General features: G+C 64.4%; 23 protein-coding genes and 1 tRNA gene. 11 read left to right on the top strand and 13 right to left on the bottom strand.

Annotated features, from left to right (window positions below; translation table 11 throughout):
* On the top strand, positions 1 to 677 hold a 677-nt coding region (locus SMA01S_RS14295), incomplete at its 5' end, for a 3-deoxy-7-phosphoheptulonate synthase (RefSeq protein ID WP_174543153.1).
* Between the two features lie 85 nt (positions 678 to 762).
* Here SMA01S_RS14295 and SMA01S_RS25300 read toward each other — a convergent pair.
* Together SMA01S_RS25300 and SMA01S_RS14300 are read right to left on the bottom strand one after the other, a co-directional pair.
* The gene (locus tag SMA01S_RS25300; protein WP_281179188.1) at positions 763 to 891 is read right to left on the bottom strand and encodes a hypothetical protein; all 129 of its coding nucleotides are present in this window, start codon (positions 889 to 891) and stop codon (positions 763 to 765) included.
* Positions 892 to 905: 14 nt separating this feature from the next.
* On the bottom strand, positions 906 to 1178 hold the full coding sequence (locus tag SMA01S_RS14300) for a DUF4242 domain-containing protein (RefSeq protein ID WP_066823562.1): 273 nt from the start codon (positions 1176 to 1178) through the stop codon (positions 906 to 908).
* Between the two features lie 150 nt (positions 1179 to 1328).
* On the opposite strand from SMA01S_RS14300, the gene SMA01S_RS14305 reads away from it, so the two are divergent.
* Entirely contained in the window at positions 1329 to 3887 is a 2559-nt protein-coding gene (locus SMA01S_RS14305) for a helix-turn-helix transcriptional regulator (RefSeq protein WP_066823565.1), read from the top strand.
* Positions 3888 to 3955: 68 nt separating this feature from the next.
* Here SMA01S_RS14305 and SMA01S_RS14310 read toward each other — a convergent pair whose 3' ends face one another.
* Both SMA01S_RS14310 and SMA01S_RS14315 read right to left on the bottom strand, forming a co-directional pair.
* Positions 3956 to 4525 carry a hypothetical protein gene (locus SMA01S_RS14310; protein WP_066823568.1) on the bottom strand — a complete coding sequence of 190 codons (570 nt, stop codon included), beginning with the start codon at positions 4523 to 4525 and terminating at the stop codon, positions 3956 to 3958.
* Positions 4526 to 4600: 75 nt separating this feature from the next.
* Entirely contained in the window at positions 4601 to 5182 is a 582-nt protein-coding gene (locus SMA01S_RS14315) for a TetR/AcrR family transcriptional regulator (RefSeq protein ID WP_066823569.1), read from the bottom strand.
* An 80-nt stretch (positions 5183 to 5262) separates the two neighbouring features.
* Here SMA01S_RS14315 and SMA01S_RS14320 point away from each other — a divergent pair, with 80 nt between their 5' ends.
* Both SMA01S_RS14320 and SMA01S_RS14325 read left to right on the top strand, forming a co-directional pair.
* Positions 5263 to 6468 (top strand): FAD-dependent oxidoreductase, encoded by a 1206-nt coding sequence (locus tag SMA01S_RS14320; RefSeq protein WP_066823572.1) that lies wholly within the window; start codon positions 5263 to 5265, stop codon positions 6466 to 6468.
* A 283-nt stretch (positions 6469 to 6751) separates the two neighbouring features.
* Positions 6752 to 7594 carry a DUF485 domain-containing protein gene (locus tag SMA01S_RS14325; protein ID WP_066823573.1) on the top strand — a complete coding sequence of 281 codons (843 nt, stop codon included), beginning with the start codon at positions 6752 to 6754 and terminating at the stop codon, positions 7592 to 7594.
* A gap of 70 nt (positions 7595 to 7664) precedes the next feature.
* On the opposite strand, the gene SMA01S_RS14330 is transcribed toward SMA01S_RS14325, so the two are convergent.
* Positions 7665 to 8330 carry an O-methyltransferase gene (locus SMA01S_RS14330; RefSeq protein WP_066823577.1) on the bottom strand — a complete coding sequence of 222 codons (666 nt, stop codon included), beginning with the start codon at positions 8328 to 8330 and terminating at the stop codon, positions 7665 to 7667.
* A gap of 96 nt (positions 8331 to 8426) precedes the next feature.
* Here SMA01S_RS14330 and SMA01S_RS14335 point away from each other — a divergent pair, with 96 nt between their 5' ends.
* Complete coding sequence (locus SMA01S_RS14335; protein ID WP_066823579.1) at positions 8427 to 9080, top strand: TetR/AcrR family transcriptional regulator; 654 nt, start codon at positions 8427 to 8429, stop codon at positions 9078 to 9080.
* A gap of 66 nt (positions 9081 to 9146) precedes the next feature.
* Here SMA01S_RS14335 and SMA01S_RS14340 read toward each other — a convergent pair whose 3' ends face one another.
* From SMA01S_RS14340 to SMA01S_RS14350, 3 genes are all read right to left on the bottom strand, one after another.
* Complete coding sequence (locus SMA01S_RS14340) at positions 9147 to 9845, bottom strand: hypothetical protein (RefSeq protein WP_066823583.1); 699 nt, start codon at positions 9843 to 9845, stop codon at positions 9147 to 9149.
* Positions 9846 to 9968: 123 nt separating this feature from the next.
* Positions 9969 to 10271 (bottom strand): hypothetical protein, encoded by a 303-nt coding sequence (locus SMA01S_RS14345; RefSeq protein ID WP_066823585.1) that lies wholly within the window; start codon positions 10269 to 10271, stop codon positions 9969 to 9971.
* 128 nt (positions 10272 to 10399) lie between these two features.
* Entirely contained in the window at positions 10400 to 11110 is a 711-nt protein-coding gene (locus SMA01S_RS14350; protein WP_084250323.1) for a hemerythrin domain-containing protein, read from the bottom strand.
* A 566-nt stretch (positions 11111 to 11676) separates the two neighbouring features.
* Between SMA01S_RS14350 and SMA01S_RS14355 the strand changes: the two genes are divergently transcribed.
* Complete coding sequence (locus tag SMA01S_RS14355) at positions 11677 to 12141, top strand: hypothetical protein (protein ID WP_218016898.1); 465 nt, start codon at positions 11677 to 11679, stop codon at positions 12139 to 12141.
* Positions 12142 to 12271: 130 nt separating this feature from the next.
* Positions 12272 to 12529 carry a hypothetical protein gene (locus SMA01S_RS14360; protein ID WP_157093950.1) on the top strand — a complete coding sequence of 86 codons (258 nt, stop codon included), beginning with the start codon at positions 12272 to 12274 and terminating at the stop codon, positions 12527 to 12529.
* 50 nt (positions 12530 to 12579) lie between these two features.
* On the opposite strand, the gene SMA01S_RS14365 is transcribed toward SMA01S_RS14360, so the two are convergent.
* Positions 12580 to 13734: a winged helix-turn-helix domain-containing protein gene (locus SMA01S_RS14365; protein ID WP_066823597.1), complete on the bottom strand. Its 1155-nt coding sequence runs from the start codon at positions 13732 to 13734 to the stop codon at positions 12580 to 12582.
* Between the two features lie 66 nt (positions 13735 to 13800).
* Positions 13801 to 13983, bottom strand: coding sequence for a hypothetical protein (locus tag SMA01S_RS14370; RefSeq protein WP_066823599.1), 183 nt, complete (start codon positions 13981 to 13983; stop codon positions 13801 to 13803).
* A gap of 237 nt (positions 13984 to 14220) precedes the next feature.
* On the opposite strand from SMA01S_RS14370, the gene SMA01S_RS14375 reads away from it, so the two are divergent.
* Genes SMA01S_RS14375 through SMA01S_RS14385 form a run of 3 tightly spaced genes read left to right on the top strand, consistent with a single transcriptional unit; the run spans position 14221 to position 16502 of the window.
* Positions 14221 to 14538, top strand: coding sequence for a hypothetical protein (locus tag SMA01S_RS14375; RefSeq protein WP_066823602.1), 318 nt, complete (start codon positions 14221 to 14223; stop codon positions 14536 to 14538).
* Complete coding sequence (locus tag SMA01S_RS14380) at positions 14531 to 16072, top strand: methyl-accepting chemotaxis protein (RefSeq protein ID WP_066823605.1); 1542 nt, start codon at positions 14531 to 14533, stop codon at positions 16070 to 16072. Before SMA01S_RS14375 ends, SMA01S_RS14380 begins: the two co-directional genes overlap by 8 nt.
* A gap of 13 nt (positions 16073 to 16085) precedes the next feature.
* Positions 16086 to 16502 (top strand): response regulator, encoded by a 417-nt coding sequence (locus SMA01S_RS14385; protein WP_066823608.1) that lies wholly within the window; start codon positions 16086 to 16088, stop codon positions 16500 to 16502.
* Between the two features lie 52 nt (positions 16503 to 16554).
* Here SMA01S_RS14385 and SMA01S_RS14390 read toward each other — a convergent pair whose 3' ends face one another.
* Both SMA01S_RS14390 and SMA01S_RS24595 read right to left on the bottom strand, forming a co-directional pair.
* Positions 16555 to 16842: a hypothetical protein gene (locus tag SMA01S_RS14390; protein ID WP_157093951.1), complete on the bottom strand. Its 288-nt coding sequence runs from the start codon at positions 16840 to 16842 to the stop codon at positions 16555 to 16557.
* Positions 16843 to 17419: 577 nt separating this feature from the next.
* Entirely contained in the window at positions 17420 to 17566 is a 147-nt protein-coding gene (locus SMA01S_RS24595) for a lmo0937 family membrane protein (protein WP_157082372.1), read from the bottom strand.
* Between the two features lie 243 nt (positions 17567 to 17809).
* Here SMA01S_RS24595 and SMA01S_RS14395 point away from each other — a divergent pair.
* A tRNA-Glu gene (locus SMA01S_RS14395) sits at positions 17810 to 17885 on the top strand.
* Between the two features lie 511 nt (positions 17886 to 18396).
* Here SMA01S_RS14395 and SMA01S_RS14400 read toward each other — a convergent pair.
* Positions 18397 to 21240: a hypothetical protein gene (locus SMA01S_RS14400; protein ID WP_066823615.1), complete on the bottom strand. Its 2844-nt coding sequence runs from the start codon at positions 21238 to 21240 to the stop codon at positions 18397 to 18399.
* Positions 21241 to 21402 lie beyond the last annotated feature (162 nt).

The raw sequence follows: 21402 nt of genomic DNA on the forward strand, positions 1-21402 counted from the left end.
CCAGCCACGAAGCGCTGTTGCTCCAGTACGAGCAGGCGATGACGCGTCAGGACAGCCTGACCGGCGATTGGTACGATACCAGCGCGCACTTCCTGTGGATCGGCGACCGCACGCGGTTCGACGGATCGGCGCATGTCGAGTTCCTGCGCGGCATCGGCAATCCGATCGGTCTGAAATGCGGGCCGAGCCTTGAGCCCGACGTGCTGTTGCGCTTGCTCGACACGCTCAACCCGGGCCGCGTGCCCGGGCGGATGACGCTGATCACGCGCTATGGTCATGACAAGATCGAGGCTGGCCTGCCCAAATTGGTCCGGGCGGTGAAGCGCGAGGGCCATCCGGTGATCTGGAGCTGCGACCCGATGCACGGCAACGTCATCAAGGCCGCCAACGGCTACAAGACGCGCCCGTTCGAACGCATCCTGGCCGAGGTCCGCGGCTTCTTCGCCGTGCACCGCGCCGAAGGCACCTTTGCCGGCGGCATCCATGCCGAGATGACCGGGCAGAACGTCACCGAATGCACTGGCGGCGCGGTCGACGTGACCGAGCAGAGCCTGGCGGATCGCTATCACACGCATTGCGACCCGCGGCTGAATGCGGGGCAGAGCCTGGAGCTGGCGTTCCTGCTGGCGGAGATGCTCAATGACGAGCTCAGGCAGCGGCGGGCTGAGGCGGCTTAGCCGCTGACGCAGGGCGAAATCTTGGCGCCGAGTGCCTGACGAAGCGATGCTGCGGAAGCTCGGATCAGCTCCCGCAGCACGCGTATCAGGCGAACGCACTGTTGGCGTAGTCGAGCATTACCTGCGCCGCGAGAGCGACCGGAACGAGCGGCGCGGCAAGCGCGAGCACGAAGGAAATGATCGAGCTCTGTGCCCGGCTGAATTGGTCTTTCACGGTAGATCTCCTGGTTAGTAATAAAAGAACGGGTCCAGCACACGGACCTCGGTGATCGGGCCGACGGGCAGTCCGTTGCGTTCGCCCGCCGAGCGGATCGCGTCCGGGTTGGGCGCGTCGTAGAGGCAGAAGGTCTTCTGCTTGTCGGCGGACACGAAGCTCTGAACCCAATTCACCGAGCCGGTGGCATTCTCGTCGACGACGTTGAGACAGGCGGCAGCGCCATCCGTGTTGCAGGGGATATGAAGGCCCGTCGGGAAGCTCCGTTCGACCATGTAACGCGGCATGATGTTTCTCCTTTGCTTGGTTGAGCAAGGACGAGATCGCCGAAAATCCGCCCTGCCGCATCGGCGGACTTCCCTATTTTGCGGACCGGCCATTCCCTATTTTGGGTTACCTATGTTCCGGGGCCGCTTTCACCTATTGTGGCGGCCGCCATGTTGCTCGAGCGCGACTCCATTCTCGACAGCCTCGATCGCCTGGCCGTCGACGCGATTGCGGGGCACGGTCGGGTCGTGTTTGTCGTCGGCGAGGCAGGCATCGGCAAGACGAGCGTGCTGCGCGCCGCGGCCGCGCGGATGGACGGGCGACTTCGCCTGATGTGGGCGGTGTGCGAAGATTGGAGCACGGCGGAAGCACTGACGATCTTGCGCGATCTGCCGGTGATCGACACTGCCGCGCTCGACAATGCCCATGACGGCAGCACGCGGTTCGCGCTGTTCGGGGACACGCTGGCACGGCTCAGCGAAGAGCCCACGGCACTGCTCATCGAAGACCTGCATTGGGCCGACGACGGGAGCATCGATCTGATCCGCTATCTTGGCCGGCGGATCGCCGATCGCCCGCTGCTCATCGTGATTTCCTCGCGCAACGAGGATCAGGGCGCGCGCGGACGGCTGAGCCGCGCCGCCGGCGACTTGCCGGCGGGGGTCCGCCGGCGCGTCGATCTCGCGCGACTGTCGTCCGCCGCGGTCGGCAAGCTCGCCGCGGCAAAAGGCTTGATCGGCTCGGCGATTCACGACGCCACGGACGGCAATCCGCTGCTGGTGACCGAAATCCTCGCCAACAAGGGCAGCCGATCGACCTCGATCGACGATCTCGTGCTCGCCCGTGCGGACCTGCTCGACCCGCCGGCCCGCGCGTTTCTCGATTTCTGCTCGATCGTTCCGCGTCGCGTGTCGCTGGCGCAGATCGAGGCGCAAGGTGCGACGGACCGCGACATCGCGGCCTGCGTCGATGCCGGGCTGTTGCTGGCCGACGGCGAAGGCCTGGCATTCCGTCACGAAATCACCCGGCACGCGGTCGCCGCGGCGCTGTCGCCACTCGCCCGCAAACAGCTCCACGCGCGCGAGCTCGCGCGGCTCGACCAGGCCGGAGCGAGCGCCGCGCGGCGATTGCATCATGCGGTCGGCGCGGGCGAGATGGCGGCAATCCGCGCCCTCGCGCCGGAGGCCGCGCGGACCGCGGCGGCGCTGGGCGCGCATCACGAGGCGGTTGCGGCATGGGATGCTTTATTGTCCCGCGACGAACAACCGCTCGACCCCGCGCACGGCCAAGCATTCGCGCACGAATTGCACGTCACCGGCGACCTCGCCAGCGCGGTCGAGTGGCAGCGGCGCGTATTGGCGATATACGAGGCGGACGGAGACCGGCTGCGGCAGGGCGACGCGCTGCGCTTCCTGTCGCGACTGCACTATCTCAATGGCGATCGCGCGCTTGCCGATCAGACTGGCGAGGCGGCAGTGGCCGCGCTCGAGCCCTATAGCCACACACCCGAGCTGGCGCTGGCTTATGCCAATCTCGCGCAGCTCGCGATGCTCGCTGACGACCCCGACGAGACGTTGCGATGGAGCGAGCGGGCGATCCCGATCGCGCGCGCTCTCGGCCGTGACGACATTCTCGCGACGGTGCTCAACAATTACGGCACCGGCATGCAATATGACGACCTCGAACGAGCAATGGCGTTGCTCGACGAGAGCATCGCGCTGGGCGCGGCGACGGGCAGCCAGGAGCATGTCGCGCGCGCCTTCACCAACAAGAGCTGGCTGTTGCGCCAGGCGCGCCGCCTCGATGCGGCCCTGGCGGTCGCGGCCGAGGGCGTTGCCTATTGCCGCGAGCGCGACCTCGATACGTGGCGCGATTATATGATTGGCGGTCAGGCGCTGACCTTGCTCGATCTCGGCCGTTGGGACGAAGCGCGGGCGACGGCCGAACCCGTCGTGTCGTCGACGACCAATACGTATCTCATGCGCAATCCGGCAGTGCGGGCGATGGCGATGCTGAACATCCGGTGCGGCGACGCCGACCCGAGCGAACTGATCGCCGAGCTGCACGAGCATATGGCGCGCGGGCGCGAGGCGCCGCGATTTTCAAGTCTCGCGTTGATCGTCGCCGAGCACGCCTGGACCTGCGCGCTACCACCGGACGAGCCGCTCGCGCTGCTCGCCGAGGCGGCGGCTCTGATCCATCGCAACGGTAGTCCATGGGATCGCGCGCAGATATGGTATTGGCGCCGCAAGCTCGGTGACGACACCGCGGCACCGCCCAACCTACCCTCGCCTTATGCTCAACTCGGGCAGGGTAAGGTGGCGGCGGCAGCGGCGGCCTTCGCCGATCAGGCGATGCCGTTCGGCCAAGCACAGGCGCTGATCGAGGGCGATGACGCGCAGGCGATGGATGGTCTGGCGATCCTCGACCGGCTGGGCGCCAGTGCGTGGGCGACGCGGGCCCGCAGCGATCTGGCGACGCGAGGGATGCGCAAGGGCGTGCGCGGTCCCCGGGCGTCGACACGTCGCAACAGCTTTGGGCTGACGCGACGCGAGATCGACGTGCTCGGCGCAATCGACAAAGGCTGGACCAACAGGCAGATCGGCGAGCAGTTGTTCGTCTCGGCCAAGACCATCGATCACCACGTCTCGTCGATCCTCGGCAAGCTCGGCGCCCGCACCCGCGGCGAGGCGGCCGCGCTCGCCCGCGAGGCTGGCTTGTTGGACTGAGATGGGGAGCAACTCGGCGGCTCGGGTCAGCATTTGACCGACAAGCGCCATCTCTAATTAGTGAACTGTCACGATACCCCGCGGGTCGCCCCGAAAACACCGTAATGCTCGCGCCACGCGGCGACCTCCTCCTGCAAATGAGCGGGTGCAGGGTCTCCCGAGATGACAAGGCTGGCGACCTCCTGCTCCGGGTGCATCAGCATCTTCTTCGCCCCGTCGCTGAACCAGACGGGGACCAACCCGTCGCACAGGCGGTCGAGGACGATTGCAGCCATGCCGTTTGCGATCGCGTCACTGCCCGGGAGCGCCCGGACGTTGATCGACACGCCCTCCAGGCAATTGCGCGGCTCGCGCTCGAAATTGAGCGATACCAGCAGTCCCGACCGGTCCGGTCGGGCGTCGTCGGGCAAGGCCGCGACCCGGCGCCAGCCGCAGAACCACGACCGGCAGATATCGGGGCGCACGGCATGGATCCCGCAACCATGCGACGCGAGGTGCTCGCAAGGGATTCCCGCAGGCTTCTTGAAGTCGGGTGCATCCATCTTGAGGACGGTGCAGCACATTGTGCAATCCCCGCAGGCGCGATCTGCGAGAACCGGCCCCAGCAACATGGTCTCAAGATCCGCCTCGGTCTGCATCCGCGCCGGGGTGCCTCGCCCCCTGCCGAAATACAAGCACCCCGGCGGACCGGTATCGTGATCAGCCACGAAGGCTTACAGCCCGGTCGCGCCCGTCGCATAACGTTGCACCGTTTCCCCAACCGTGCGGACGATCACGTCCTGGGACATCATCACCACCGGCGGCAGCAACAGGACATAGCGCGCCATGGCAAGGCCGAGGATCTGGCTCGCCACCAGCCCGGCGCGCATCGCCGCAGTTTCGGACGGCCCGACTCGCGCGATCGCAGGAAAGACCTGATCGCGAAACATCGCGCGCAGCCGCTCCGCCGCCTCCTCGTTTGACGCCGCCGAGCGCAACAATACGGGCATTCCGCCGCCGGCTTGTTCGCCTTCCCATTGCTCGAGAAAGTGTCTCACCATCGTCTCGCCGATCGTTGCCGGATCCGCCTGACTGAGGTCGGGTAACTGCAAATCGGGCAACGCGACGTGCGCGAACAACGCCTCCTTGCCGCCGAAATAGCGGATGATCATCGACGGATCGATTCCCGCCCTGGCGCCGATGTCGCGCACCGTCGTGCGATCGAAGCCATTGAGAGAAAACAATTCCTTGGCGGCAGTTTCGATCGCTTCACGCGTGCGGACCGATTTCGGAGTGGAGCGGCGAGCTATGGTCATGTCGGTTTTTTGCCAACGCGTGTTGACAAAATCAAGCGACGAAATTAGTCAACGCTCGTTGGCAAAAATGAGGCCCGATCATGTTACCCGTTCAAACGGACATACTCGTCATCGGCGCCGGTCCCACTGGGCTGGCGCTTGCAACCGCGCTGCAAAGGAATGGTGTCGACCATGTGCTGGTCGATGCGCTGGACGGCGCACAGAACACGTCGCGCGCCGCGGTCGTGCACGCCCACACGCTTGAAATGCTCGACACGATCGGCGTGGTCGGATCGCTCGAGGCGCGCGGAATCGCATTGCCCGACTTTGCCGTGCGCGACCGCGACCAGGTGTTGCTCACGGTCAGCTTCCACCGGTTGCCTGCCGCGTTCCAGCACCTTCTGATGGTGCCGCAATCGACAACCGAGGCGGTATTGCAGGCGCGGTTGAACGAGCTCGGCGGCGCGGTCCATCGAGGAGTCGCGGCGCTCGCCGCAGTGACCGACGCCGGCGGTGCCGCCGTCACCGTCAAGACCGCCACTGGCGAGCAGGTGATCCATGCCCGCTACGTGGTCGGAGCCGACGGCATGCACAGCATCGTCCGCGACGCTGCCGGCATCCCCTTTCATGGCGAGGCCTACGGCGAATCCTTCGTGCTCGCCGATGTCACGATGGACTGGCCGCTCAACGACGAAGTGTCCTTGTTCTTCTCGCCTGCCGGCCTCGTCGTGGTCGCGCCGCTGCCTGACGGATCGTATCGCATCGTTGCGACGCTCGACGATGCACCCGAAAAGCCGGAAATAGCGGACATCCAGAAATTGCTCGACGCGCGAGGTCCGACCCGCACGGCCCGGGTGACCGGGATTGGCTGGGCGTCGCGCTTCCGCGTGCATCACCGGCTGGCCGATACCTATCGCAGCGGACCGTTCCTGTTGATGGGCGACGCGGCGCATGTCCACAGCCCCGCCGGTGGGCAGGGAATGAACACCGGACTGGTCGACGCCATCGTGCTCGCCGACGCGCTCACGCGCGTGGTGCGCGATCATCTGCCCGATACGGCCCTCGACGATTATGCGCGGACCCGCCGGCCCGCTGCCCAGGAAGTGCTCGCGCTGGCGGGCCGGCTGACCAAGATCGCTACCCTGCGATCCGCTTCCGCACGCCGGCTGCGCAATCTGCTGCTGCGCGTGCTCGACCGGCTGCCGGCGATCAAGCGAAGGCTCGCGCTCGGCCTGTCGGGTCTCGCGCGCCGCCGTTTTGCGACACTGCCGCCGTCGGGCGTGCTCGCCCGTCATATTGCGCAATAGGAGGGTCCTCTGGCGACAGCGGCGTCATGATCCGCATGTCACTGGGACGCGTCGGCTCCGCAAATCCTTGGAAGCGATTGCAAAAGTTTTTTCGATCCACTCCTTCTGCATCGCCGTCAGGGAGCGGCGACAACCGATAGTTGCTGCCAATTCTTGCTGGTCCGGACCGGCCACGTCGGTTAGGTTGTCGTCAATAAGGGTGTTGCGATGACGCTGCGCGCGGTGGTCTGGGCTTCCCGACCAACGTCCGCAGGGTCGAAGGGTCGATAAGGGGGTTCCGAACATGCCTGACACCAATCCTGGCGCAGATGTCGACGTCACAAAAGACTGGCAAGCGTCACAGGGCCAGCAATCTGCCGCCAAGCGACTTCGCCTGTTCGCCGCGCTCGCCTGGGTCGTTGCCATCGGCACCGAGATCGCCGGTATCGTCATGCTCAAGCAGCACAAGTTTGACCATGGCAACCTTGCGCTGCTGATCGGCCTTCTGGTGGTGATCGCAGTGTTCGCGATTGCCGGTAGCCTGATGTGGAAAGCGGCCAACAAGCACGATCCGGCCACCAGAGCGGACGCATTCCGGTTCTTCGTCCAGAACCAGCTCGGCGCGATCATTACGGTGATCGCCTTCCTCCCGCTGATTGCCCTGATCTTCCTGGACAAGGACATGGATTCGAAGAACAAGAAGATCGCCGGCGGCATCGGGGTCGTTCTGGCGCTGGTCGCCACCGTGATCGGGGTGGACTTCAAGCCGCCGTCGACCGAGCAATATACCCAGGATATGAACAAGTGCGCGGCCCAGATCAAAGCCGGTGAGCCCACCACGGCCTGTTCGCCCGAGGTCGCCGATCAGGCGAAGGATATCGCCAGGGACTCCGCGACGGTGGCTGACGCGACGAAGACCGCCGCAAACCCCGCCGGCCAGGACCTCGTCTATTGGATCGCTCCGGAGAACGGCGCCAAGAAGTCGTCGACGCCGCACGTCTTCCATCTCTGCCAGGGCGTGAGTCCGCTGCGCGGCAAGACCGTCAACAGCGGCTCGGTGACCGAGGCCTATGCCGAGAACGCCACCCGCATCACCAAGCAGATTCCGATGGAACAGAAGCAATGCGGGGTCAGCACCGCAAAATAGGCGTGAAGCGCGGCGGCCCGGTGCCTTTGCGGTAACCGGGCCGCCGATCGCATCGAGAAGCGGCCGGAGATCAGCCGAGCCGGATCGAGAGCTCCACCTCGTCGCTGAACGGCATCGACATATAACCATTGGCGATGTTGCCGACCCGCTCCAGATAGTCCGGGCAATAATCCGCATTGTCGGCGATCAGGATTGCGCCTGGCCGCAACCGGCTCTCCACCCGGTCCAGAATGTCCGAATAGAGCGCCTTGGCGCCATCCAGCAGCACGAGGTCGATCGTCTCGGGCAGGTCCACCGCCAGCGTCTCCAGCGCATCGCCTTCGCGGAACTCGACCAGGTCGACCAGCCCGCCCTCGGCCAGGTTGGCCTTGGCCGTCGCCAGCTTGCCGGGCTCGAACTCGCTGGTGATTAGCCGGCCGCCGCCATTGTCGCGGAGAGCCGCCGCCAAATGGAGCGTCGACAGGCCGAACGACGTGCCGAACTCGACAATCGAGCGGGCATGGGTCGCGCGGGCCAGCATGTAGAGCAGGCCGCCGACTTCACGCGACACCGGCAGCGCGAAGTCGCTGAGCTGGGCGTAGAAATCGCGATAATCGGTCTTGCTGCGCATCATCCGGCCACGCTCCTCGCTGGTCACGCCGGCAAAGGTCGGGCTTTGTGCCGGCGAATTGGCATCGGCCTCGGCGAACAGGCGTGCGAGAAGAGGCGCCACGGGGGCGCTCGAAAGCGTCGTCATTTGGGTTTTCTCCAGGTGCGAACAGGGCTTGCCTGCCGGAACGGAAAATACGACTAGTTCGTCAGCTTTGACTATTCGCATTGGCAGGACGCCCGCATGACCGCCACTCGCAGCACCGCGATCACCTCGCGGAAACAGCCCCAGCAGGCACGCTCGAACCAGTTGGTCGAGGCAGTGCTGGACGCCGCTGTTCAGGTTTTGATGAAGGAAGGCGCGCAGCGTTTCACCACCGCGCGAGTCGCCGAGCGCGCCGGCGTGAGCGTCGGCTCGCTGTACCAATATTTCCCGAACAAGGCCTCGATCCTGTTCCGCCTGCAGAGCGACGAGTGGCAGCGCACCTCGGCGCTGTTGCGGAGCATCCTCGAGGATAAAGCTACCTTGCCGCAGGCCCGCGTCCGCCGGCTGGTCCATGCCTTCATTCAGTCCGAATGCGAGGAAGCGGCGATCCGTACCGCGCTGAGCGACGCGGCACCGCTCTATCGCGACGCGCCGGAGGCGATCGACGCGAAGAAGGAAAACGCCAAGATTTTCCGCACGTTCTTGCAAGAAGCGTTGCCCGACGTGCCCGACCATAAGCGGATGCTTGCCGGCGACCTGATCAAGATGACGCTTAGCGGCGTGGGCAGCAGCTTTTCTGAGACGCCGCGGACGGAGACGGAGATCGTCCTCTGGTCGGAGGCGCTGGCCGACATGCTATGCGCTTATCTCGAGCGACTGACAACCGAGGCGGCCGTGCCGGTCGGTCCATGACAGCCTCGCCGCAAGACCGATTTCGCTCGACGCCGCGGATTGGCCGCAGCAGCAGCGATGATGCCGTCAGCGTGAGCCGGTGTTCGCGACCGCCTGACCCAGCAAGAGCGGAAAGACGGTTTCGAGCGGCTTGGTGTCGGGCAGGATATAGACATATCCGCCCTGCTTCCGGAACAAGGGTTGCACGCTCTTGCTGTAGAAGACCGAGGGCACGTTGATGCACCCGAACGTGATGCGGTTGTCGTCCGAGGTCGGCGACAGCATGCGCTGGCGGCGGCGTTCCTTTGGATTGTATCCCGTCGGGATCGGGTGGAGCGCGACCGACGTGGCGTAATCGACCCACAGCACCTTTTGCCTGCCCGCGGCCAGTCCGTATTTGGCCAGGAAACGTCCCGCCGGCGTCGTCTTCTCCGCGGGGCCGATCTCGGCCAGATTCTTGCTGCCGATGCCCGGCGTAGCATCGTCGCCGACGGCAACCCCGATCAGCACCGGCGCTTTGCCGAGCAATTGCCCCTTCGCGTCGAACAGGAACAAGGCGGCATTGTTCTTGTCGATGACGATATAGGGCAGCGAGCCGTTGTCGCCCGACGCCGCGATCCAGTCGAAAACGCGCGTCGCCGCCGCCGACTGCGTGACCTCGACCTTGGCCGCATCGCTCGCCCGCGGCGCGGGCTTGGCTGCCGGCGGCCGAGTGCGCTTCGCCGCCGGAGCGGATGCGGGGACAGTGAGCGCAAGACCAGCCAGCGCCAACAGGATATTGATCATCGCTGGCGGCGCTCAACACGAAGCGCGCGCCGCCCCGAAGAATGGGGCGACGCTCGACATTGCGATCTAATCGGAATTCGGCCGATCAGCACGGGGCCGATCGGCATAGGCGTCCGTCCGGCGTCAATTGCGCGGCCGCTTCTTCTGGCTCTCCGCCATCCGCTGCTCGATGCCATCGACCCGGGCATTGAGCTGGTCGAGGCGCTGACCATTGTTCTGCGCCTGGCCGGATGCAGCCTGCGCCTGCGACAATGCCGATTTCGCGGTGCCGTCGGTTTCGTTCAGCTTCGCCTCGAGCGCGTCGACGCGCTGGCTCACCGGAGCGATCTGCTCGCGGACATAGCTCTTGGTGGCGCAGCCACCCAACCCCATCGCACCAAGCAAAATCACGGCCGCGGGGATCATTTTCGTTACAGACGCCGACATCACACACTCTTCCCAATGGTTAACGAGCCCATCGACCCAAGCCGAGCATTGCTGCTCCAACAATCCCGATTCTGTCCGGCTGTGCGTCGGGCGGGATGAGTGGATAATGCTGGGGTGATGTCGCCTCGTCAGGCGACGGCGGGCGCAGTGAAGGCGCTCAAATCGGCGAGACCGAGCCGGCGTTCGATATCGCCGACTTTGTCGATCGCCATGTCGAAGCCGTCGCCGCCGAAGGTGCGCCGCTCGATATCCTCGAACTGGTCGCCGAGCTCGTCATAGCCTTTGGGGCCGACTGCCTTTTTGAACGCGGGGAAGATGATCGTGTCCTCGCGCGCGGCGTGCGGTTCGTACATTCGCGCAAACGCGGTCAGCGTCCGCGCCAGCGGCTGAGCATCGCCAGTGCCGACGCGGCCCGATTTCGTCCGGTCGAGGACATAGGCGGTGATTTCGCGACCGCGCGCGTGCTGCGTGAGCAGAGCGTCGATCAGCCCCGCCGCCTCGCCGCCTGCCTTTCGCACGATCGGGAAGATGTGCTGCTCCTCGAGCATCTGCTCATGATAGCGCTCGCCGAACGATTGGAACAACGTCGTGGCGGCAGCAATGGCCGCGGCGTCGACGGCGCCGGCATTGGCCACCAGCTTCGGCGCGACCTCACGATAGACGATCAGGATTCGGCGGAGCACGCCATGCTCCCGCATCAAGTCCTCGTTTGCGGTAACGGCGTCTTCGTTATCGCCGGCATTCTTGGCGCCATCGGCATCGTGCTTGGCGCAGCCCGCCACCAACAACCCGACGCCCGCAAGCGAGGCTAGTGCCGTGCGTCGATCCTGCTGTGTCATTACGGTCGTCCTCCACCCGAAGTTGCCGTGCAGCCAGCAACGCGCGATCGAACCTTGCAATGCCGACGCCCATGCCACTTCGGCCAAAAGGGGTGCGTCGATCGCCTCGGCTGGCGACGTTTCATAGCCGCGCTGCGGCTGGGCGTCACGTGGTTCGGAGGACCGATAGCGCTCCGTACCTTCGCTGGGATGGCCGATGCGCTTCCTCCGACGGGCCAGCCCACATCGCCACTATCGACATGAAGATAAGGAGAGTAATTTCTTCACCCCTTTATCAGCCGCCCGACAGAAATACCGGAACCGCTACCCCGACCAAAACGTTGCGCACCCGTATAGTAATGATGACGAAGGGAGTGGATTAACATGGGTAAAGGTATTCTGCTGTGGCTGTTGGGCATTCCACTGCCCATCATCATCCTACTCCTCTTGTTCTGGCATTGATCATGGCGACGAATATTCCACCGATGGTCAATCCTGACCTTTATCCATCGGGCGTCGGCAGTGCCTCCAGCGCTTCCGCGGTGTCTTGGTCAGCGATTTTCGCCGGGACCGTCGCGGCGGTGGCGATGACGCTCATCCTTATAGCGATCGGATCGGCGTTTGGTTTCGCGTCGGTCTCGCCATGGCCGGGCGTCGGCGCCGCACCCACCACCTTCACGATCGCGGCAGGCGTCTGGCTTATCGTCACGCAATGGCTGTCTTCTGCCGTCGGCGGCTATCTGGCCGGTCGGTTGCGCGTGCGGTGGCATGGCCTGCATACCGATGAAGTATTCTTTCGCGACACCGCGCATGGCCTGCTGACCTGGGCCACCGCCACGGTGCTGGTGGCGATGGTCGCCGTGGCGGCATCGGCCTTGTCCAACATCACGGCAGCGCCGGTCGACGTGGATATGAGCAAGGAGGCGATTGATGCTGCGCGCAAGGCCGCGATGTCAGTGGCCGGGTTCACCGGGCTGTCGCTGCTGGTCGGGGCGTTTATCGGCGCCGTCGCCGGCGCGATCGGCGGCAGGCTGCGCGACATGCATCCCTGAACAATCGGATGCCGTGCCGGCGGTGACAGATCATCGCCGCCACGGCGTCGAACTTGTTGCGGATGCGGAACTTTCTACGCTTACGACCGTCTGTTCAAGACGGTCCGTTTCCGGGCCAAAAGGATCTTCTATGAAATCTCTCTTGATTGCTGCCAGCATGGCGGCGGCGATACTTGGCTTCGCGGTTCCGGCCGCCGCGCAGGATATGCGCGGCGGCGTGACGCGTACGACGACGACCGAACGGGTTCGCGGCGACGGTCGAGTCGATCGCCATACCGAAACCACCCGCACGACCAGCCGTAGCGTTCGTCACACCGGCTGGGGCGCCCGTCGCTGCCACAATGTGCGGCGGCATCACCGTTGGGTGCGCGTCTGCCATCGACGCTGACCGTAACGGACGGGATGGTTCGTGGCGGGCCATCCCTTTCCCTGCGCGCATCAGCGCAGAGTAACCCGATCGAGCTGCAGCCAGCTGGCCATCTCGTCGAGCGCGACCGTTAGTCTATCTCCACTGTCTGGTGGCGCGTCGGCCTCGAAATGCGCCCGCGCCAACAGCGCACCGCCTTGCCGATCCGCCTTCAGATCGACGCGCGCGACCAGTCGTTCGTCCATCAGGAACGGCAGCACGTAATAGCCATGAACGCGGCTCGCCGCCGGGGTGTAGATCTCGATCCGGTAGCGCAGGCCGAACAATCGCTCGGTGCGATCACGATGCCAGATCAACGGATCGAATGGCGCCAGGAGCGCGCTGGCGGCGATGCGGCGCGGCGATCGCGCGTCGCGATGCAGGAAAGCGGGCTGGCTCCACCCCTCCACGCGAACGGGGCGCAAGACGCCCGCATCGACTAGGTCGGCGATCGCCTCGTCCTTCTCCACCGGCTTGAGCCGGAAATAATCGCGAAGCTCCGCCGCAGTCGCGAGGCCCAGCGCGCGCGCCGCTCGTCCGATCAGTTCACGCCGGGCGTCGCGCTCGTCCGGGGCCGGCAAGGCTAGGACGGCCGCGGGGATGACTCGATCGGTCAGGTCATAGACGCGCTCGAAGCTCCGCCGCCGGGTCGCTGTGGTCAGGTGGCCGGCATAGAACAGCCATTCGAGCGCGCGCTTGGTGTCGCCCCATTCCCACCATCCGGAGCGACCTTTGCCATGGGGGAAGTCGGATGCTGCGAGCGGTCCTTCCGCCGCGATCCGGGCGAGGATGGCCTCGGCCTGTGGGCGCTGCTCGGTCGCGAAGCGGCGTAGCGCACCATAACCCGCCTCCCCTCGGTCCGCGCGCGCCATGCGCCAGCGCATCAGCGGAAACAGTTCGAGCGGAAGCAGCGAGGCTTCATGCGCCCAATATTCGAACAATCGGCGGTCGCGCTTGCCGCCCCAGGCCGCCTTGTCGAGCAACTCGCGATCATAGCAGCCCAGGCGCGAAAAGGCCGGCAGATAATGCGCCCGGGCGAGCACGTTGACGCTGTCGATCTGGTGGAGGTTCAGCCGATCGATCAGGCGCCCGAGCTGGCCGCGACCGACTGAGGAATCGCGGCGCGCGCCGAAGCCCTGAGCAGCGAGAACGATGCGTCGCGCCTGGGCGAGGGAAATGTCGGGCATTTGAATCCGCCTATCGATGCCCGATCCGCTCGATGCCGCGTGGAGAGGGCCGTTTCGGCATTCGGGTCAATGCGCGTCGACCGGCGGGAGATCCGACTCCTCGATATTGAACAGCTCCGACACCTGGTAGCTCGCGGCAAAGACGGCCAGGCCCATGACGACGACCAGCGCGACCGACGCGATGAGGATCTTATGCCGCCTGATCTTCGCCGAATGCGATCGACGCCGCCCCCGTGTTCTGCCGCCCATCGTGATTCTGCTTTCCCCTGGCGATCAGTGTTGAGCCCGGCACCTTCATCGCGACAAGCGGTCCGATGATCAATGGCTTGATCGTGCGTCCTTTCACGAGGCAACCATCGTCGCGCGGGGACCCGATCACCTTGCCCGCCTCTGCACTTTCCCCAGCCGTATATCTACGGAGGGCACCCTGAACCTGGGTGCAATGACGGCGTGCTCATAGAGCGAGGACCGGCAAGGGGAACCAAGGTGATCGATTTCCGTGTCTTTTCGTCCCATCTGCTCCTTGCCGGGCAATCCGTCCTGACCGCGACCGTCTTGGCGGCGGCTATCGTGCTGCCCCGTGTCGGTGACCCCGTCCTCATGCTTCCCGTCACGCGCCAGGCGGCGCGCGATCTCTCCGGTCGGTTGTTCGACGGGAAGACGCTTGTTCTGGGAGCGGGACCGGTCAGTGGGTCGTTGGTCATCAAGCCGACTGGCGACCCGGCGTGGAGGGCATTCATCGCGATGGGTGTCCTCCCGCTTGCTTATCCCGAATCGCTGTGCGGCGAACCGGACGATGGTTGATCCCCATCCGACCATCGAGCTCGACCGGATCCGCGCAAGGGGCGTGCTGATGCTCGCTTCGTGCTCGTGGGGCTGGATCATATTGTTGGGCGCGATCGCGGCGACGCAGCACTACGCCGATGTCTGGCTCGCGCCGGCGCTCGCCGCGATCGTGTCGCTGCCGACGTCGATTGTCGTGCTTAGCGGGCGACGCGATCCGGCCGTGCGGCTGGCATTGGCACTGAGCTACGCGGCCTATCCGGCAATAGCGGTGCTCGTGTTGGGCGGTCATGCGTGGCAGATGGACACGCATTTGTACTTCCTCGTCGCGCTCGCCGCGATCAGCCTCTTGTACGATGTATGGGCGATGCGCGCGGCGGCGGGCGTGATGGCGATCCATCACGTACTCGCCTGGGCGATCATGCCGCGCCTGGCATTCGAGGGCGGCACCGATCTGTTCCGGCTGATGCTTCACATCGGTGCGGTTGTGGTCGAGCTCATGTTCCTGACGATGCTGGTGCGGCGGTCGAAGCTGATGATCGGCGAACTGGCTGCGGCACGGGCGGCCAGCGAGGCGATCGCGGCGGACGCCCAAGCGAATCGTACAGCGGCCGAAGCGGCGCTCGATTCCGCTGCCAAGGCGGAGCAGCGCGCAAATGGCGAGCGCAGCCGCCGCGAGGAAGCCGAGGAAATCTCCCGCCGCCGAGAACGCGAACAGCTGATCGCCATTGCCGATGCGTTCGAAGCGGGGATCACCAACCTCGCGCAATCGCTCGGCGGCGCAGCGGACGCCTTGTCGCGATCGGCGGAAAGCCTGAACGGGTTGGCCCAGGAAACCGACATCCGCGCCGACAGCGTCGCCGACGTCGCGACCCAGGCATCCGACGCGGCACGTGCCGTGGCCGATCATGTCGCCGCGTTATCCGGCGTCATCGCCGATATGGACGACCGTACCGGCCAACAGGCGGACCATGCCCGTCACGCGCGCATTGCATCGGCGACCGGACAGCAAACGGTGCTGTCGCTGATCGACCGTGCGACGCAGGTCGAGCAATTCGCGCGGACGATCGGTGACCTGTCGACCAGCACCAATTTGATCGCGATCAACGCCTCCATCGAGGCTGCTCAGGTCGGCGATGCGGGCAAGGGTTTCGCGATCGTGGCGGGCGAAGTGAAGATGCTGGCGCAGCAGGCGCGCGGCGAAAGCCACAAGATCGAGGAACTGGTCGCGCTAATCCGGGCGGGCGCGGCCGAGGCCGAGGATGCGCTGAAGGAAGCGGGCATCGTCCTGGATGGCGCATCGGGCACCGCCGACGATCTGCGCGACGCGATGCGATCGCAACGCGCCGATGCCGAGGCGGCACGATCGCGATCGACCGATCTGGCGGCAACCGCCGACGCACTGGTCGAGGATACCGACGCGCTGACCGGCTGGGCGGAAGCGACGCGGCGGCTGTCGACCGAAGTGCGCAGCGCGGCGACCTCGCTGAGCGGTGATGTCAGCGCGCTTCTTCAATCCACCCGGGCGTTCGTCGCCCAACTTCGTGCAGCCTGAGGAGCCCTGAGCCGTGGCATTCAACATTCTCGTCATCGACGATTCGCTGACGGTCAGGGCGATCATCGAGGAGTTGCTGGCGACGGAAAAAGACATGCGCGTGGTCGGATCGGCGGCGAGCGTGCCGGCGGCGCGCGATCTGATCGAACAATTTGTGCCGAGCCTCATCACTCTCGACTTGGCGATGCCGGGAATCGATGGATTCGCTTTTCTGGACGAACTCGCAGGCAGGCCGCATGCCCCGGTGCTGGTCGTGTCGTCGCATACCGTAGCGGGGTCACCGAACGAGGCAGAATCGATTGAACGCGGCGCCTTTGCCTGTTTCGACAAAGCGCAACTGCTTCGCCAGGGCGGCCGATTCACCAAATTGGTGCGCCAGGCGCTCGCCAGTGCCACCGCGATATCGCGGACCGATCGCGCCGCCGCCTGACATCAGGATTGGGCGACGGAGGAGGAAGCGCCCTCCGCCGCCCGAACCGACCTTACTTCTTGGCGTCGTCGATCGCGTCAGCCTTGTTCTCGCCGGCCGCGCGGACCGCATCCGCCTTGTTGTTCAGCGCATCCGCCTTGTTGTCCATCGTCGCCTCGACGTTGTCGGCGATGTTGCCACCCTGGTCGCGCATGGCGTCGGCGTTCGCGTCGATCGCGTCGGCGGTGTTGTCGGCGGCGGCCTGGACGTTTTCGGCGGCGTCGGTCTTGTGACCGCAAGCGCCGAGCGGCAACAGCGTGAGAGCCGCGGCGGCGGCGAGTAACTTCTTGATCATGCGCATCCCCTTCTTGGAACGGTTCGTATCGGCCAGGCACACCGTTCCGCAGGAACGATGACCATTACCGATCGGGGTCGAAACACCCATGTCGCTCAGTAGTTTCATGCGATCGTCATTTTTCCGGCACGACTGGCGTCGCGGAAACGCCGTTAAAGGTGTCCAGATCTTCGCCGCATCCGGTCGACCAACATCGACTTGTCGAACACCTTGGCTGTTGGCGCCGAGCTATCGCTCGCCGGCGATTGACAGCAAGCGCATGCTACGCCTGAGTGGCGCGTTTGGGCTGCGGCCCACCGCGGTGTTGTTTGACCTGACCTTTCAATGGGTGAGCAACCGCTGGCGGCCGTTCGGTGTGTCGCTTGGCGGGCGAAGCATCGGTTCGGGATGCGCCCAAGCCCGGCGCCCGCCTCGGCGGCACCAACGAAGAAGCAAGAAATATTGCCCGGCGGCCGCGCCCGCCGGGCATTTTCGAGAATATTGCCTTATAGTCGCGGCGCGCGTTCGACAGTCGACCCCCGCACCATCAGCTCAACGAATCCAGCGCGTACGCCAGGAGCCGCTTCGACCCGGCGGTTTCAGTCTAAATAGCGCGGCGCCCCTGGATCAGGCGAACCACCACCACGACCAGCGCGATCACCAGCAACAGGTGGATGAGGCTGCCGACGTGGAGCACGGTGAAACCGAGCAGCCAGAGCACCAGCAAAATGACGACGATTGTCCAGAGCATTTCTTGTCCTTCCTGTTTTGGCCGGGCGGAAAGGCTCGTACCGACCGTCCTGCCCCGCAGGATGAAAGACGTTCGTTACGGCTTCGGGTTCCATCGAGCCGAGCCGGTCAATCACCGCCGAGGTTCGATCGCGTCCGATGCGGGCCGGACGTGATCGAACCAGCAACCGCGCTTGACCAGCTCATTCAATCGCCTTGACGCAACCGGGCAACGCCCCTAGAGGCGCCGCTTCGCGCCACCGCCGGCCCCTTCGTCTAGCGGTCTAGGACGTCGCCCTCTCACGGCGAAAACACGGGTTCGAGTCCCGTAGGGGTCACCAGTAATTTCAATGACTTAGATGTTAATTGTCCGGACCAAACCGAGAACATCGTCAATACTTCGTTCATGGACTTGCCGGGTAGATCCTGGATGTCGGTGGACGAATTTCTCGATCAATGGGCAGGTCACCGCCATGGCGTGTTGCGCTCACGACGCACGACCAGGGCGCGCGGCATCAGACCAACTAGTCCGCCTGAGGTAGTGGCTTCACGAAACCGGGCGTGTTGCCGAAGCACCGCGAAATCTCGGCGAAACGTCTCGGTGCCCTCATTCGAAGCGGAGGTGCCGCGCAACGTCGGATGGGATTGTCGGCGAGGTTCGCGACCTGAGCGACTGAGCCGAGAGCAGCGTGAATTTCGCGTATCGGTGCGTGGAGCGCCAATTTGTTTCGCGGCATTTCCGCTGCGTCCTACGCTCGGAAGAAAGGCTGGGCGGCATCGCCGCCCAGCCTCAAAAATGGTCTCAGAAATAGTCGTTACATTGTGATTCTGAACGATGGACGATCATTCAGGTCACATAGGCGGCCTCGGCACAAGCCACAGGCCGGCGCGCTCAGTGGTCGATCGTCGCGCGGCGCCGGTGAACGAGAACGACCCGTTCACCGGTGCCGGCGACGTCGCGATGGTCGTGTTGGTCGCCAGAACGGGGGCCATGGCGTCCGCGGCATCATAGCATGCCTTGACCGCGTAATAGTCGGCCCCGGCAACGGTCACCTTGAAGTCGGTGATAGCCGTGGCCGCGCCATCGGGTCGAGCAAAGGTAACCGCGGGCGACCCGGCTGTGTAGGTAAATTCATACCCGACCGGTGGGACGAAATGGCCGCAGGGAACGAAATACCAAGTACCAGTACCCACGCTGTCGATCGTGCTGACCGGTCCGCCACTCGCATACCAATCGTTCAGTCGCTTGGCGGTCAACGTGCCACCGGATCGATCGGTGACAACGAACAGGGAATCAGTCTGATAATGGTAGACAACGCTCCCCTTGTCGTACCCGAGATTAGCTGCCGTGCCGGCGGTGGGACTGCCCGAAAGCGTGATCGTGGCGATGCGACCCGTCTCGGAGAAGCTGACTACCGATGAATTGCCAGCCAGGCCGGCCGCATAGCCGCCAAGTGCCACGCTCAACGGATAATTGCCGTTCCGATAGCTCCCCGAAACGGTTTTCGCGCAAAAGGGAATCGGGGTGTTGATATCCGATATCGCGTGGGGGCCGACATTGACCGTGGCGCGGCCGGCGCCGCTGGTAATGCTATAGGCCCAGCTGTCGCGCAGATGCCCCTCCCAGGGCCCCTGATCCTTGTTCAGGAACACGACGCTATGCGTTGAACGTAGCATGATGGCTTCGCCAATTGTGATCGGCGTTTTCGGTTGACCGTCGGTCATTTCCGACATCCACATTGGCGAGGAGATTTCCGCGTCGATGCGGCAAAGATTTGGATCGCCTTTGATCACCAGGGGCGCACGCATGTAGCCGAATCTTGCCATTGCGCTGATCTCGAGACACACGCCATCCACATTGATGATGTTATTGGGGATGCGCTTCCAGGCCTCGTGATAGAAGCCGAAACTGCCGCCTGCTATCTTGAGTCCGACGCCACTGGGTCCCGGGCTCCACACATCGCCGACACGGTTGCAGACCTCGCCATAACAATTGTCGAGCACGACCGAGCCGCCGGCTGCTGATTGCGGGAAACAGACCATTTGCTGACTGCTGCCGATCTCGCAGTTCCTGAGCGATACCTGCGCGAACCCGCTCTGCTGACCGACGACGCAACTCGATACCGCGCAGAATGCCTGGGTGAGCAGCGCGAGGTCGCCTTTGAACAGTCGCGCCTGGATGTTGCCCCAACTCCACGGGAAGGGCGAATAGCTGCAAAGGATGTTTTCGAGGGCAACATAGTCGCCGTTCGACGACGCGTTGCATCCCTTGACGGCAACATTGCAGCCAAAGCCCACCACCTCGGCATCTCGGATCGTAGCGCGGCTGCTGAGCGGTTTGTTATATTGCGTCGAGCCGCCGGCATAAGCGGGATAGGCCACGTCCGTATAGGCGATCGAGGTAGTGTCCGGGCCAGCATAAAGCCAACGGCAAGTCCCGTCGGTAATGATCGCCGTGCCCGTGCCGGTGGGGCCGCCCGACGCGGCGCTGGTCGACCAGCTCAAATTGCCTGGATTCCAGGCATAGTTGACGTAGAGATTGCCGCCGTTGGTAACGCTCGCGCCGAAAAGATAGACAGTGTTCGGTGCCCAAGCGGTGGCGGCCGGCTTGGCGCCGCAGCGTGGATCGATATGAATACCCGCATTCATTTTGAATCGGCTGAGTGCCAGCGGATTGGCGCCGCTAGGCAGCCAGCTCTCGGGCAGGCAAGGATCGAGCGTTGGAATCGCCGTGCCGTTGCCGAGATAATTGTTCAAGATCCAGTTGTAGAAATTGCCCTTGAGCGAGGTGCGCTCGAAAATGAAACCGCGGCAACCGGTCACCTCGATCGCATTCTCCCAGCCGGTATAGGTGATCGAAAGCCCGCCAAAAGTGCCGCCACCACCATATTTGGTGGCCGGTCCGAGCCAGGGCGCCGAGCGATAATCACCCACGCCGGCTGAACCATAATTGAGGATGATGCCGGACGCCCACAGATGCGTGCCGGGCAGGGGCCGGATCGGGGCGTGCTGGAAATAGAGCTGGTTGTCGGTCAACATCTGGAAGGCATAGTGGTCGTCGGCAACGCCGTTGCCGATCGCCCCCCAGCTATATTGGCTCAGAGCGCCAGACAGTGCCCAGCAATAGGCGCCGCTATTCAACACGTCGAAAATCTTGGTGACGGGGTCCGCGTCGACACCGCCGGAAAAGGTGACGGTGACGCCGGCATCCGGCTTGATCACCGCACCGCGGGCAAAGCGAACGCGGTTGGCGATCGTGAGATTACTCGCGATACGGTAGGTGCCCGCCGGCAACCAGAAGTCCTTGCCCGTGCCCAGGAACGCGTCCCAGGCCGCGATGGCGCCGCGATCGTCGGTCGTGCCATTGCCGGCCAGGGATTTGGGGGAGGTCAGCCCGAGCGGCAGGTCTTCGGCCAGGGGCTCGAACGCCACTTCGGCGTTCGCGGCAAGACTGATAGGCGCGTTGCCTGCCGCCGACGATCCGATCGGGGAGCGCGTGAAGGTCTGGCCTGCCGCATTATAGGTGCCGCGGCCATATTCGTACGCCGATCCCTGCTGGATCGAGTAGGAATAGGTCAGGCCGTCGACGAGGGCGGTGCTGTCGCGGTAACCGGGGATCGCCGTCCCGAGCGTGATCGTTCCGGTTCCGGTTGTGGTTGAGTAGATTCTTGTAAGATCCACGAGATTGGCAACCATGTGTCGCTCCTATAGTTAGCACGTAGACTGAGCGGCAGGCGCGCGACATCGTCCCGGAAACCAAAGGATGTTGGTTCCCGATCTCAAGTAGACATAAGCCGTTAAACGCCGAAATTGGCGATTTGACTTGGTCTAGTAAGTTTGAACCGTCGCGGGCATTGC

The sequence above is a fragment of the Sphingomonas mali NBRC 15500 genome (assembly GCF_001598415.1).
Lineage (GTDB): Bacteria > Pseudomonadota > Alphaproteobacteria > Sphingomonadales > Sphingomonadaceae > Sphingomonas > Sphingomonas mali.

Bases quoted from the DNA above. Each gene is read 5' to 3' on its own strand.
- SMA01S_RS14300 (WP_066823562.1), bottom strand. From the start codon at position 1,178: ATGCCGCGTTACATGGTCGAACGGAGCTTCCCGACGGGCCTTCATATC.
- SMA01S_RS14305 (WP_066823565.1), top strand. From the start codon at position 1,329: ATGTTGCTCGAGCGCGACTCCATTCTCGACAGCCTCGATCGCCTGGCC.
- SMA01S_RS14310 (WP_066823568.1), bottom strand. From the start codon at position 4,525: ATGCAGACCGAGGCGGATCTTGAGACCATGTTGCTGGGGCCGGTTCTC.
- SMA01S_RS14315 (WP_066823569.1), bottom strand. From the start codon at position 5,182: ATGACCATAGCTCGCCGCTCCACTCCGAAATCGGTCCGCACGCGTGAA.
- SMA01S_RS14320 (WP_066823572.1), top strand. From the start codon at position 5,263: ATGTTACCCGTTCAAACGGACATACTCGTCATCGGCGCCGGTCCCACT.
- SMA01S_RS14325 (WP_066823573.1), top strand. From the start codon at position 6,752: ATGCCTGACACCAATCCTGGCGCAGATGTCGACGTCACAAAAGACTGG.
- SMA01S_RS14330 (WP_066823577.1), bottom strand. From the start codon at position 8,330: ATGACGACGCTTTCGAGCGCCCCCGTGGCGCCTCTTCTCGCACGCCTG.
- SMA01S_RS14335 (WP_066823579.1), top strand. From the start codon at position 8,427: ATGACCGCCACTCGCAGCACCGCGATCACCTCGCGGAAACAGCCCCAG.
- SMA01S_RS14340 (WP_066823583.1), bottom strand. From the start codon at position 9,845: ATGATCAATATCCTGTTGGCGCTGGCTGGTCTTGCGCTCACTGTCCCC.
- SMA01S_RS14345 (WP_066823585.1), bottom strand. From the start codon at position 10,271: ATGTCGGCGTCTGTAACGAAAATGATCCCCGCGGCCGTGATTTTGCTT.
- SMA01S_RS14350 (WP_084250323.1), bottom strand. From the start codon at position 11,110: ATGACACAGCAGGATCGACGCACGGCACTAGCCTCGCTTGCGGGCGTC.
- SMA01S_RS14355 (WP_218016898.1), top strand. From the start codon at position 11,677: ATGACGCTCATCCTTATAGCGATCGGATCGGCGTTTGGTTTCGCGTCG.
- SMA01S_RS14360 (WP_157093950.1), top strand. From the start codon at position 12,272: ATGAAATCTCTCTTGATTGCTGCCAGCATGGCGGCGGCGATACTTGGC.
- SMA01S_RS14365 (WP_066823597.1), bottom strand. From the start codon at position 13,734: ATGCCCGACATTTCCCTCGCCCAGGCGCGACGCATCGTTCTCGCTGCT.
- SMA01S_RS14370 (WP_066823599.1), bottom strand. From the start codon at position 13,983: ATGGGCGGCAGAACACGGGGGCGGCGTCGATCGCATTCGGCGAAGATC.
- SMA01S_RS14380 (WP_066823605.1), top strand. From the start codon at position 14,531: ATGGTTGATCCCCATCCGACCATCGAGCTCGACCGGATCCGCGCAAGG.
- SMA01S_RS14390 (WP_157093951.1), bottom strand. From the start codon at position 16,842: ATGCGCATGATCAAGAAGTTACTCGCCGCCGCCGCGGCTCTCACGCTG.
- SMA01S_RS24595 (WP_157082372.1), bottom strand. From the start codon at position 17,566: ATGCTCTGGACAATCGTCGTCATTTTGCTGGTGCTCTGGCTGCTCGGT.
- SMA01S_RS14400 (WP_066823615.1), bottom strand. From the start codon at position 21,240: ATGGTTGCCAATCTCGTGGATCTTACAAGAATCTACTCAACCACAACC.